Source organism: Pseudomonas sp. BLCC-B112 (assembly GCF_028550695.1).
Taxonomy (GTDB): domain Bacteria; phylum Pseudomonadota; class Gammaproteobacteria; order Pseudomonadales; family Pseudomonadaceae; genus Aquipseudomonas; species Aquipseudomonas danubii.
On the sequence record NZ_JAQQGK010000001.1, the window covers coordinates 832,966 to 845,568 of the forward strand.

Here is a 12,603-nt window from a genome sequence, read left to right on the forward strand (position 1 = left end):
GGTTTTTCCAGGGTCCAGGAGTGTTTATCATTGCCGGCTGCCAGGTTGGGTGAACACTCCCCCACACAGCCTGCACAGGTGCCTATTTCCAAGGAGTCGTTGCATGAGCTTTTCCTTTGCCGCCAAGTTCGCGGTGTTGTCGCTGTTCGTCGGCAGCATCCTTTACGTGCATCTGCGCGGCAAAGCGCGTCTGCCGGTACTGCGCCAGTTCGTCAACCATTCGGCGTTGTTTGCCCCCTACAACGCGCTGATGTATCTGTTTTCCGGAGTGCCTTCCAAGCCTTACCTGGACCGCAGCAAGTTCCCCGAGCTGGATATCCTGCGGGATAACTGGGAAGTGATCCGCGAGGAGGCCATGCATCTGTTCGATGAGGGGTATATCCGCGCGGCGGAGAAGAACAACGATGCCGGCTTCGGTTCCTTCTTCAAGAAGGGCTGGAAGCGTTTCTACCTCAAGTGGTACGACAAGCCCCTGCCGTCGGCGGCCGCGCTGTGCCCCAAGACCGTCGAGCTGGTGAGCGCCATTCCCAACGTCAAGGGTGCGATGTTCGCCCTGCTGCCCGGTGGCAGCCACCTGAACCCGCACCGCGATCCCTTTGCCGGCTCGCTGCGTTATCACCTGGGGTTGTCGACCCCCAACTCCGACGCTTGCCGGATCTTTGTCGATGGTCAGGAGTACGCCTGGCGCGACGGTGAAGACGTGATGTTCGACGAGACCTATGTGCACTGGGTGAAGAACGAAACCGAAACCACCCGGGTGATCCTGTTCTGCGACATCGAACGGCCGTTGAGCAGCCCGTTGATGACGCGCATCAACCGCTGGGTCAGCGCCCAGTTGGGTCGTGCGACCGCGCCGCAGAACCTTGATGACGAGCGCGTCGGCGGGATTAACCAGGCCTATGCCTGGAGCAAGCGTTTCAGCGACAGCTTCAGCGGTGTGGTCAAGCAGTGGAAGCGCCGCAATCCCAAGCTCTACCGCATCCTGCGCCCGGTTCTGGCGGTGGTGGTGCTGGTGGTCTTGTGGAAGTGGTTGTTCGGATAAGTCTTGCAATGAATATCGGACGCCGGTTACATTCGGCGCCCGATGAGTCAGCCGACTCATGGTTTTTTCCCTTCAAGAAAGATCAGCTCATGGCCTTTTCCCTTCTCAACGCGGTAGTGGTTTCAGCGGTCAACGCTGGCGTCGTGCCGTGCGGGAATCAGCAGCCTGTGCAGATCGGTCAGTACCCCCCACCTGTCAGTAGCACGCCGGTGTACGCAGTCGTATCACCGCCGGGCGTTGGCTTTTCGGGCTGATCAGCAATCGCTGCTGTTCCCTGTGCCCGCCTGAACCAAACACTACTGAACTTCAGCCTTGGCTGAATTGGCTTCTTGCCTGATTACAGGTGGTTTTCATGTTGCTCATTTCCAAAAAGTCCGCACTTGCGGCGGCCTCCACGAGCCTGTTCGTCCTGCTCTGGAGCAGTGGCGCGATCTTCTCCAAATGGGGCCTGACCCAGGCTTCGCCCTTTGCCTTCCTGCTGTTGCGTTTCATCATCGCCCTGATGGGCCTGGTGCTGCTGATGCCCTTGCTCAAGCTCCGCCTGCCCCGGGGGCGTCGGGCCGTGGGCTTTGCCATGGCCACCGGCCTGGTGCTGCTGGGGGCCTACCAGATCTTCTACATCCTGGCCCTGGACCTGAAGGTCACCCCTGGCGTCATGGCCACCATCATGGGGGTGCAGCCGATCCTCACCGTGGTGCTGATGGAGCGCCAGCGTTCCTGGAGCCGCCTGTTCGGCCTCAGTCTGGGGCTCACCGGGCTGATCATGGTGGTCTACCAGGGCATCGGTCTGGCGGGGATATCCGTCTCCGGCATGCTCTGTGGCCTGCTGGCCCTGGTCAGTATGACGGCCGGTTCGATCATGCAGAAACGCATCACCGACAACCCCTTGGGCACCCTGCCGGTGCAGTACCTGGCGGGCCTGTTGCTGTGTGCGCTGTTCGTGCCGTTCCAGCCGTTTCACTTCGAGTACAGCGCCGGCTTCGTGATTGCGCTGCTGTGGATGGGGTTGGTGGTGTCGGTACTGGCCACACTGCTGCTGTACCGATTGATCGCTCAGGGCAACCTGGTGAATGTCACCAGCCTGTTCTATCTGGTACCGGCGGTGACCGCATTGATGGACTTTATCTTTTTCGGCAATCGTCTGGCCTGGCTGAGCCTGATGGGCATGGGCCTGATCATTGTCGGCCTGGTCTTCGTGTTCCGTAAGAGCGCCTGATAGTTACGGGCGACGATCTTCGCGGTGGTTGTCCAGACCTGCGGCCGAGCGCAATGCTCGGTCGCTTTTGCCCATTATTGATTCAATTAATGATCGACTATAAGCATGAATAGTGGCTAGATGCCACTATCGTCGTGTAGTTCTTTGCCGGTCAATAAAGGTCTGATTTCAAACCTTGTATGTGCACGTAATGAGCGACTGAAGCGAACCCTCAAGGTTCTTTTGATAACCAGATGCTTAGACTTTTTTGTTGGTATTCCAAATTAGTCCATCAGACAAACCTTAAAAGCTAAAGCCGGTACCTAGACTGACGACATAGTCCTTAAACAAAGGAGAGTCAGTATGAACGCAACGTTCGCTTCAACCGCTTTCGGTTTGCTTTTGGGACTGTCGAGCAGTTGTTTCGCCGCTGCTCCCGTGGCACAGGGGGTCATCCGCTTTACCGGCAGTATCGTTGAGAGCCATTGCACCACCAGCGCCGCCAGCACAGGGCTTAGCCTACGCCAGTGTCCTCAAGGCTCGCGCGGCACCGCAATCGACGTAGCCCGTGTGGGAGCCGTGGCCAGCGTCAGCGCTTCGGATCATTCCGCCGTCAAGGTCAAGCTTTTGACCGACAGTGGTTCCCAGGGCCGCTACTACAACCAGCACTATGCCTTTGTTGATCAGGCCGGCAAGGCCGTAACCTCCGGCACCTACCTGATTACCCTGAACGTTCCTTGAGCCCCTTGCTGGCACTCAGTCTCGGTTCAACCCATGTTCCTTGCGAACCGAGTTCATGAAGGCCTGCATCGCCGACGACTGGATGCGGTGCCGCCGGGTGATCAACCCGAAGGGCGGCAACCGCGCCTCGAACTGGATCGGCAGCACCGCCAACAGGTGACGCCCGGGATAGTCCTCGACTACCGAAACCGGTGTAACACCGATCATGTCGGTCTGCTGCACCAGGGACAGCAAGGTCATGATCGAGGTGGTCTCGACGATGCTGCTGGGGATATCGACCCGGGCGTTGTGGAACACTTGGTTGATGATCGAGCGCATGGGGCTGGGATGCTGTTGCAGCACCCAGGTTTCGTTCTGCAATTGTGCCCAGCTCAAGTGCGTGGCTTGTGCCAGTGGATTCTGCGCCCCGGCGATCACGCACAGGGCCTCTTCACCCAGGCTGTCGAAGAGCAGTTCCTCGGCCCGTGCGCCAGCGGGGATCCTGCCCAGGACGATGTCCAGTTGATCCTGCAATAACGCCTGTACCAGCACATCGCTGGTGTCTACCTGAATGCTCATGGACAGCCGGGGGTGACTCTGCTTGAGGGTCGCGATGGTCCGCGTCAGCAGTCCTGAGGCCAGGGCTGGAATGGCCCCCACCGCAACCCGCCCGAGGTTGCCGGATTCCAGGGCTACCAGTTCCTCGCGCATGCCACTGAGTTCGGCGAAGACCATCTGGGCGTAGTAGATCACCGTCTCGCCGAAGGGCGTGGAGCGCATGCCCCGAGGCAGGCGTTCGAACAGCTCGACCCCCAGCAGGTCCTCGGCCTCATGGAGCATCTTGGTCGCGGCTGGCTGGGTCATGCCGATGTTGTCCGCAGCGCGGCGCAGAGAGCCGAACTCCTGCAGGGCCAGCATCAGTCGTAATTGGCGCAGACGCAGGCGACTGTGAATCATGTTGGCATCAGGAATCTTGGTCATAGGGCCGGGCTCGCAGTAAGAGGCAGCGGCAAGCCTGACAATAAATGCCAGGCGTTGCCAGGAGTAGCATTCAAGGGGAGGAATGACTGTCGGCCGGACCCTGCGAGCGGCCCTTGACCACGTGTTGCAAGGCCGTAGACAGCAGGGGCCAGAACAGCATGATCAGCGCCGCCGTGGTCAGGCTGCCCACCAGCGGGTTGGACCAGAAGATCCCCAATTGCCCGTCGGAGAACAGCATCGATTGGCGGAAGGCATCCTCGGCCTTGTCTCCCAGTACTGCCGCCAGCACCAACGGCGCGATGGGGTAGCCGAGCTTTTTGAACAGGTAGCCCAGGGCGCCGAAGCCCAGCATCAGCACCACGTCGAAGAAGGCGTTGTGCACCGAGTAGGCACCAATGGCGCAGACCATGATGATGATCGGCGCAATGATCGAGAAAGGAATCCGCAGGATCGAGGCGAACAGCGGCACGGTGGCCAGCACCACGATCAGGCTGACCACGTTGCCCAGGTACATGCTGGCGATCAGGCCCCAGACGAAATCGTGCTGCTCGACAAACAGCGTCGGCCCCGGGTGCAGGCCCCAGATCATTAGCCCGCCGAGCATCACCGCGGCGGTGGCAGAACCGGGAATGCCCAGGGTCAGCATCGGCAGCAGGGCGCTGGTACCAGCAGCGTGGTCGGCGGTTTCCGGGGCGATCACGCCTTCGATCTCACCCTTGCCGAAGTGCTCGCGGTGCCTGGAGAAGCGCCGTGCCAGGCTGTAGCCCATGAACGAGGCTGCGGTGGGACCGCCGGGTGTGATGCCCATCCAGCAGCCCACCAGGGTGCTGCGCACCAGCGTCAGCCAATAGCGCGGCAAGCGCGCCCAGGTACGCAGGATGATCATCGGCGTGATCCGCGCGTGCTCGCCACGGAACACCAGGCCTTCCTCCACGGTGCAGAGGATCTCGCCAATGCCGAACAGACCGATCACCGCCACTTCAAAGCTGATGCCGGTCATCAGCATCGGCTGGTCGAAGGTCAGTCGCAGGTTGCCCGACACCGTGTCCATGCCCACCGCGGCCATGGCGAAGCCGAGCATCATCGCCACCAGGGTTTTTAGCGGCGGGTTCTTGCTCATGCCAATGAACGTGCAGAACGCCAGCAGGTACACGGCGAAGAATTCCGGTGAGCTGAAGGACAGGGCGAACTCGGCAATCCGCGTCGACAGGAAGGTCAGCAGCAGCACGCCGCAGAGGGCACCGATCAGTGCCGAACTGAAGGCTGCGGTCAGGGCCTCGGCCGCCCGACCCTGGCGGGCCATGGGGTAGCCGTCGAAGGTAGTGGCCACCGATGAGGGCTCACCGGGAATGTTGAACAGGATCGAGGTGATCGAACCGCCGAACAACGCCCCCCAGTACATGCACGAAAGCAGGATAATCGCCGACACCGGCGTCATGCTGAAGGTCAGCGGCAGTAACAGAGCGACACCGTTGGGCGCGCCGAGCCCGGGCAGCACTCCCACCAGGATACCCAGCAGTACGCCCACCACCATCAGTCCGATATGGCCGGGGGTGAGGATCAGGTTCATGCCTTGCAGCAGGGAGTCGAATTCGCTCATTTCAGGCGACTCCCGGCCAGGGCCAACCAGTCGCCCAGCGGCCCGGCATCCAGCGGCACCTTGAACCACAGGGCGAAGATCAGGTAGCTGGCCAGCACTGCTCCGAAGGACACGCCACCGATCATCCATCTGCCATAAGGCCGGGCCCGCAACCGGTCGCGCCACATGAACCAGGCGATGAACAGCGCTGAGGCCAGGTAGATGCCGGTGAACGGCATGGCCGCAACGAACAGGGCAATGGGAATGAACACCGAGAGCACCTGGACGAACGCCTTGCGGCTGACGAAGGCCAGGCCCAGGGCGTGCCAGCGCAGCCCGGTGAGCAGGGCGTTGGCGGCGCTGGCGCCACTGAGCAGCAGGCCGATGTAGAACGGGAAATACCCAGGCTGGGGGCCGGCGTCGCCCCAGCCGATGCCTTGTTCGAGGCTACCGAGCATCACCGCGGCGCCGATCAGGGCGGTGAACAGGGCCAGCCCGAGTTCGACCCAGCGGGTGCCCAGGAGTGATGATGAATTTGCGCAATGGGACATGCTTGCACCTCCGAAAAAAGGGCGAGCGGCAGCGGCCCTGCCTGAGTCTCAGGCGGGGCGGGGCCGCCCGCGGGATCAGTCGCGCAGCCAGCCGGCTTCCTTGAAGACCGGGGTCACCCGTGCAGTGTCCTGCTCGATGTAGGCGTTCAGTGGCTCGCCTTCGAGAAAGGTCGGCACCAGGGCGTTCTGGCTCACGTAGGCCTTGAACTCCGGAGCCTGGGTGACCTTGCGCAGCAGCTCAACGTAGAACGCCCGCTGCTCGGCACTGACCCCGCCGGGCATGAACACGGTGCGCGGGAAGCGGTACTGGTCGATCCCCAGGCCTTGGGAGTGGCAGGTGGGAATGTCTGACCAGGAGCGTTCGCCGGCGACCTTGTCGGTGTACTGCATGGGCTCGCGGCTGAACACACACAGTGGCCGGACCTGATTGCCGCGCCATTGGCTGATGCTTTCTGCGGGATTGTTGACGTTGCTGGCGATGTGTTTGCCCGCCAACTGGGTGGCCGCCTCACTGCCGCTCTTGAAGGGGATGTAGGTCAGCTTGCTGCCAATGGTGCGGTTCAGCAGCAGGGTCAGGGTCTGGTCGACGTCCTTGGACTGGCTGCCGCCCATGCGCAGCTTCGGCTCGGTTTTGACTGCCTCATAGAAAGCCTTGGCGTCTTTCCAGGGCGCGTCCTGGTAGGTCCAGAGGATGAAGTCGTCCTCGGCCAGGGCGGCCACCGGCGTCAGCTCCTGCCACTGGTAGCCGAGTTTGGCCACTAGCGGCAGCAAGTAGATGTTGTTGGTGCCGATCACCAGCTTGCCTGGATCGCCCTGGGCCATCTTCAGGTCAAGGAAGGCCTCTGCGCCGTTGCCTCCCCCCTTGTTCAGGACCACGGTGTTGACGTCCAGCAGCTTGTGGGTGGTGATGATTGACTGGATCAGTCGGCCGAGTTGGTCGGTACCGCCTCCGGGGCCACCGGCGATTACGATCTCGACGTTCTTTTCCGGCTGCCAGGCCAGGGCGGGCAGGGCGCAGAGCAGGCTGGCGCCGAGCAATAGGCGTGACGTGCGACGAACGAAGGTTGAGCGCATGGTAGAGCCTCTGGTTCTTGTCGTTGTTATGAGTGGCTTGTCCGTGGCCTGAGGCCGCAAGCCTGGAACCGAGTGTGGGAAGCCGGTGGCACGACGTCTACTCAAAACATGAGATACACCGATAGCCTGGGGTTATAGATCGACGGGGCGGCGCAGCAGGGAAGACGCTGAAACAGGCGGTTCAGAGCCTTTTGTGAAAGTTGGTTGGAAAATACCGTAGAGCTTCGGAGTTCTCTGAATCCCTTGTAGGCATATCTTCCAGCTATCGGTGTATCTCAAGTTTTGATTAGACGGTTATCTCCAAGGCCTCGATAGTGCCCCCAACGTGGCGCTGTCCCAGTCGAGCGCTGCATGCATTACAACAATTTCAAACACAGGGTCGCCGATCTGCCACGGGCCGATCAGCAGCGCCTGTTCTACAGCAATGCGCAACAGCTCTTCCGTTGCGAGCCGGGCGTGGATGCGCGCCCCTAGCCTGAACCTGCAAGGAGTGAAGCATGAGCAAGAGCACCATCGCCATGGTCCTGGGCGACCCGGCTGGCATCGGCCCGGAACTCATTGCCCGGTTGTTGAGCCAGCCCCAGGTGCGGGCCCAGGCCAAGGTGATCCTGATTGCCGATGAAGCAGAAATGCGTCGCGGCATGGACATCGCCGGGTGCGAGTTTGCCTATCGCAAGGTCAGTACCCTGGAGTCGTTGGCGTTCACTGACGACACGCCGCTGTTCTATGATTTTCGCGGCAATGCAGTAGGCGAGTTTGCGCGCCGCCAAGCCAGCGCCGTGGGTGGGCGTTATTGCCTTGACACCCTCGAAGTGGCCCTGGGCCTGACCCGCGACGGGACCACTGACGCGGTGCTGTTCGGCCCCTTGAACAAGACCTCGCTGCACATGGCCGGTATGGCCCACAGCGATGAGCTGCACTGGTTCGCTGAGCGGTTGGGCTTCCACGGGCCGTTCTGTGAGTTCAACGTCCTCGACAACCTCTGGACCTCACGGGTGACCTCCCATGTGGCCCTGGCCGAGGTGCCGGGCCTGCTCAGCCAGGCGCGAGTGCTGGAGGCCATCCAACTGATCGACCAGGCCCTCAAACGCAATGGTCTGGCACGGCCGCGCATCGGCGTCTGCGGTCTCAATCCGCACAATGGCGACCATGGCTCTTTTGGTCGCGAGGAGCTGGATATCATCGGCCCGGCAGTGAAGACCGCCCAGGCCCTGGGTATCGGCGCTGACGGGCCTTATCCGGCTGACACCATCTTCCTCAAGGTCCAGGGCGACGCCAGTGCCTTCGACGCGGTGGTGACCATGTACCACGACCAGGGGCAGATCGCGATCAAGCTCATGGGCTTTTCCCGTGGCGTCACCGTGCAGGGCGGCTTGCCTATTCCCATCACCACGCCGGCCCACGGTACGGCGTTCGATATTGCCGGGCAGGGCCTGGCCAATGCCGGCGCCATTGGCCAGGCCTTCGAGATCGCCTGCCGCATGGGTGCCCACCGCCACTGATCGCAGCGTTTGCTTGCTCGCGCATTCCCATGCCTTGGCATGGGAATGCTTTCTGGCATCCGCCGTTTGCCGGAACGCCTGGGCCGGCATGGCTGTAGGAGCCGGCTGGCCGGCGAAAGGCAGGCGCTCTCTCTGATAACCCTGAAAGGCGATAAAAGGTCTCTTGCGATCACCGGTGGTTATCGCTGGATACCCATAAGTGATTAGCCGGTGCTGTCGGCGCTGGCTAAAGTCGCCCCATCGATTGAGCGGCTGCCAGCGACTCCCTCAAGCGATCGAACAACTACAAGAAGCCCGCCTTGTCCCTTGCGCAAGGCATGATCGGCACTCAAGGAACATCCACATGACTCGTCCAGATTCCGCGCTGGCGCTCGCCAGCGCCATCTCCAAAAGCCGGCTGCGTCTGCTGCCGTTCCTGATCCTGATGTACATCCTGGCCTTTATCGACCGCTCCAACGTCGGCTTCGCCAAGGCCGCATTACAAGCCGATACCGGCCTCGGCGATGCGGCCTTCGCCTTTGGCGCGAGTATTTTCTTCATCGGCTACGCCTTCTTCGAAGTGCCCAGCAACTACATGCTGCATCGCCTTGGTGCGCGGGTCTGGCTGTGCCGGATCATGGTCACCTGGGGCCTGGTGTCGGCGGCGATGATGTTCGCCCACAACGCCCAGACCTTCTATGTGCTGCGCTTTCTCCTGGGCGTGGCCGAGGCCGGCTTCTTCCCGGGGATCATTCTGTACCTCACTTACTGGTTCCCGGCCCAGAGCCGGGGCCAGGCCCTGGGGCTGTTCTATTTCGGTCTGCCCTTGGCGCTGGTCCTGGGCAGCCCGCTATCGGGTTGGTTGCTGGAGTTCCACGGCGTGTTCGGCCTGACCAACTGGCAATGGCTGTTCGTGGTCGAGGGCCTGATGGCCTCGGTCGTCGGCGTCGCCGCCTACTTTTACCTGGTGGATCGTCCCGGCGATGCACGCTGGTTGAGCCACGAGCAGAAGCAGGCGCTGCATGAGGCCCTGGCCGAAGAGGACGCGAGGAAAAAGGACAGCAGCCCCCACGGCTTCTTCAGTGCCTTGCGCAACCGCCGGGTCCTGCAATTCTGCCTGGCCTATTTCACTATCCAGATGAGCGTCTACGGCGTGGTGTTCTACCTGCCGACACGCATCGCCGGGCTGCTGGATGGCCACGTCGGCCTTAGCGTCGGGCTGATCACCGCGATTCCGTGGATCTGCGCCTTGCTGGTGACCCGTCTGGTGACTCGCTATGCCGACCGCAGTGGTCAGCACCGGCACCTGGCGGTGGTCATGCTGAGCATGGCCGCCCTGGGCATCGCTGCTTCGGCGCTGGGCAGCAGCATGGTGCCGGTGGTCCTGGCCTTCTGTTTCGCCGCCGCCGGCTTTGTCGCCGTGCAGCCGCTGTTCTGGACCATTCCCACCGGCTACCTCAGCGGCGCCGCGGCGGCCGGCGGCATCGCCCTGATCAACTCCATCGGCAACCTCGGCGGCTTTGTCGCGCCGAACCTCAAGACCCTGATGGAAACCCAGTTTGCCGACCCGCGTGCGGGGATGTTCGCCCTGGCCCTGGTCGGCATCCTCGGCGCCATTCTGTTGTCACGCCTGAATACCCGGCACACCCCGACCACTCCCAAACAGCTCACACCGGCCCAGGTCGGCTGATCACTACCCACGCCTTGCAAGGAAAACCTCCTGATGAAAATCACCGCGATCCGTACCCGTGTATTCGAGTGGAAAGGCAAAGTCGTGCCACCCCAGGCGCACTTTTGCACCAACGCCACGGACATCCTCTTCGAGCGTGGCGATGCCATGGGCTCGTTCCGTTTCCACGGCTGGCTGGTGGTGGAAGTGGAAACCGACAACGGCCTGGTGGGCATTGGCAATTGCGCCCTGGCGCCGCGGGTGGCCAAGGAAATCATCGACACCTACCTGGCCCCGATCGCCATCGGTGAGGACCCTTTCGACAACGAATACATCTGGCAGAAAATGTACCGTCAGAGCCACGCCTGGGGGCGCAAGGGCATCGGCATGGCGGCCATCTCGGCGATCGACATTGCCCTCTGGGACATCATGGGCAAAGCAGTGAACAAGCCGGTATTCAAGCTCCTCGGCGGGCGCACCAAGGACCAGATCTGGACCTACGCCTCCAAGCTCTACGCCAATGACAATCTCGATCTGTTCCTCGAAGAGGCCCAGGGCTACCTCAACCAGGGTTTCACCGCGCTGAAGATGCGCTTCGGCTACGGCCCCAAGGACGGCCCGGCCGGCATGCGCCGCAACATCGAGCAGGTACGCGCCCTGCGCGAACTGGCCGGCCCGGACGTGGACATCATGCTTGAGTGCTATATGGGCTGGACCCTGGAATACGCCCGGCGCATGTTGCCCAAGCTGGCGGAGTTCGAGCCGCGCTGGCTGGAGGAGCCGGTGATCGCCGATGACCTCGAAGGCTACGTCGAGCTGAAGAAAATGGGCATCATGCCGATCTCCGGCGGCGAGCACGAGTTCACTTCCTATGGCTTCAAGGACCTGCTGGAACGTCGCGCCGTCGACGTGATCCAGTACGACACCAACCGTGTCGGTGGCATCACCGCCGCGCGCAAGATCAACGCCATGGCCGAAGCCTGGTCGGTGCCGGTGATTCCCCATGCCGGGCAGATGCACAACTACCACTTGACCCTGTCCACCACGGCCTCGCCGATGGCCGAGTTCTTCCCGGTGTTCGACGTCGAGGTCGGCAACGAACTCTTCTATTACGTGTTCAAGGGCGAGCCGCAGCCGGTCAAGGGCTACATCCAGCTCGACGACCACAAACCGGGCCTGGGCCTGGAAATCTCCGAAGATTACCTGAGCGAATTCAACATCATCGAATAAGCCTCGGGCGCCGCTTGCGGGCGGCGCTGTGCAGACCTGTGGGAGAGCGAACATGCGCTTGATTCAATTTTTCAGCAGCACCGGTCAGCGTCAGGTCGGGGTGATCGAAGAGCAGCAACTGCGAGTATTGCGCAACACCGCCAGCACCCGAGAGTTGGCCCTGGCGGCGATCCGCAACCAGCGCACCCTGCAGCAGGAAGCGCAACGGCGTGGCAGTGATCCGGGGCCGGACTATGCACAGCTGCTGCAGCAGCGCCGGGTCCTGCCGCCCCTGGATCATGAGGACCCGGCCCACTGCCTGATCAGCGGCACCGGCCTGACTCACCTGGGCAGCGCCTCGGCCCGGGACAAGATGCACCAGCATGACGCTGGGGTGGAAGCCGGCATGACCGACACCATGCGCATCTTCAAATGGGGCCTGGAAGGCGGCAAGCCCGCAGCCGGGCAAGTGGGAGCCCAGCCGGAATGGTTCTACAAGGGCGACGGCAGCATTGTCGTACCTCCCGGCGGCGATTTTCCTGTACCGCCCTTTGCCGAGGATGCCGGCGAGGAGCCGGAGCTCACCGGCCTTTATGTGATCGGCGAGGATGGCCTGCCGTACCGCGTCGGTTATGCCCTGGGCAACGAGTTCTCCGACCATGTAATGGAGCGGCGCAACTACCTGTACCTGGCCCACTCGAAGCTGCGCTACTGCGCCTATGGCCCAGAATTGCGGGTCGGCGAACTGCCCCGGCACCTGGTGGGCCGCAGCCGCATCATCCGCGACGCTGAAGTGCTCTGGGAAAAGGAGTTTCTCAGCGGCGAGGACAACATGTGCCACAGCCTGGCCAACCTCGAATACCACCACTTCAAGTACGCGCAGTTCCTGCGTCCCGGTGACGTCCATGTGCACTACTTCGGCACCGCCACCCTGTCCTTTGCCGATGGGGTGCGCACGCGGCCCGGCGACCGCTTCCAGATCAGCCTCGAAGCCTTCGGCGCGCCCCTGGAAAACACCATCGGCGAAAGCGCCCAGCCCTTGGCCATCGGCCAGGTGCGTGCCCTGTAAACCTTCAACTACCGGCCCCTGGCGCCGGTCAAG

12 protein-coding genes are annotated in these 12,603 nt (G+C 62.2%); 8 read left to right on the forward strand and 4 right to left on the reverse strand.

The window, feature by feature from the left end:
• Positions 1-103: 103 nt before the first annotated feature.
• From PQT43_RS03950 to PQT43_RS03960, 3 genes are all read left to right on the forward strand, one after another.
• Positions 104-1,042, forward strand: a complete 939-nt coding sequence (locus tag PQT43_RS03950) for an aspartyl/asparaginyl beta-hydroxylase domain-containing protein (protein WP_102878768.1) — start codon at positions 104-106, stop codon at positions 1,040-1,042.
• Between the two features lie 352 nt (positions 1,043-1,394).
• A complete protein-coding gene (locus PQT43_RS03955) occupies positions 1,395-2,258 on the forward strand; it encodes a DMT family transporter (protein ID WP_102878769.1) in 864 nt (287 codons plus the stop codon).
• A 342-nt stretch (positions 2,259-2,600) separates the two neighbouring features.
• Positions 2,601-2,978: a type 1 fimbrial protein gene (locus PQT43_RS03960; protein WP_267269539.1), complete on the forward strand. Its 378-nt coding sequence runs from the start codon at positions 2,601-2,603 to the stop codon at positions 2,976-2,978.
• Between the two features lie 15 nt (positions 2,979-2,993).
• Here the strand turns inward: PQT43_RS03960 and PQT43_RS03965 are convergent, their stop codons facing one another.
• The 4 genes from PQT43_RS03965 to PQT43_RS03980 all read right to left on the reverse strand — a co-directional run bounded on the left by PQT43_RS03965 (position 2,994) and on the right by PQT43_RS03980 (position 7,142).
• Entirely contained in the window at positions 2,994-3,938 is a 945-nt protein-coding gene (locus PQT43_RS03965; protein ID WP_102878770.1) for a LysR family transcriptional regulator, read from the reverse strand.
• A 70-nt stretch (positions 3,939-4,008) separates the two neighbouring features.
• Positions 4,009-5,538 carry a tripartite tricarboxylate transporter permease gene (locus tag PQT43_RS03970; protein ID WP_102878771.1) on the reverse strand — a complete coding sequence of 510 codons (1,530 nt, stop codon included), beginning with the start codon at positions 5,536-5,538 and terminating at the stop codon, positions 4,009-4,011.
• Entirely contained in the window at positions 5,535-6,068 is a 534-nt protein-coding gene (locus PQT43_RS03975) for a tripartite tricarboxylate transporter TctB family protein (protein WP_102878772.1), read from the reverse strand. The genes PQT43_RS03970 and PQT43_RS03975 overlap by 4 nt, the downstream gene beginning before the upstream one ends.
• A 75-nt stretch (positions 6,069-6,143) precedes the next feature.
• Entirely contained in the window at positions 6,144-7,142 is a 999-nt protein-coding gene (locus tag PQT43_RS03980) for a Bug family tripartite tricarboxylate transporter substrate binding protein (protein WP_110595107.1), read from the reverse strand.
• A 351-nt stretch (positions 7,143-7,493) separates the two neighbouring features.
• Here PQT43_RS03980 and PQT43_RS03985 point away from each other — a divergent pair, with 351 nt between their 5' ends.
• From PQT43_RS03985 to araD1, 5 genes are all read left to right on the forward strand, one after another.
• Positions 7,494-7,616, forward strand: a complete 123-nt coding sequence (locus PQT43_RS03985; RefSeq protein ID WP_442962461.1) for a hypothetical protein — start codon at positions 7,494-7,496, stop codon at positions 7,614-7,616.
• Between the two features lie 23 nt (positions 7,617-7,639).
• Complete coding sequence (locus tag PQT43_RS03990; RefSeq protein ID WP_213664900.1) at positions 7,640-8,644, forward strand: 4-hydroxythreonine-4-phosphate dehydrogenase PdxA; 1,005 nt, start codon at positions 7,640-7,642, stop codon at positions 8,642-8,644.
• 343 nt (positions 8,645-8,987) lie between these two features.
• A complete protein-coding gene (locus PQT43_RS03995) occupies positions 8,988-10,313 on the forward strand; it encodes an MFS transporter (protein ID WP_102878775.1) in 1,326 nt (441 codons plus the stop codon).
• Positions 10,314-10,346: 33 nt separating this feature from the next.
• Positions 10,347-11,522, forward strand: coding sequence for an L-rhamnonate dehydratase (locus tag PQT43_RS04000; protein ID WP_272753536.1), 1,176 nt, complete (start codon positions 10,347-10,349; stop codon positions 11,520-11,522).
• Between the two features lie 52 nt (positions 11,523-11,574).
• Positions 11,575-12,570 (forward strand): AraD1 family protein, encoded by a 996-nt coding sequence (gene araD1 / locus PQT43_RS04005; RefSeq protein WP_110651928.1) that lies wholly within the window; start codon positions 11,575-11,577, stop codon positions 12,568-12,570.
• Positions 12,571-12,603 lie beyond the last annotated feature (33 nt).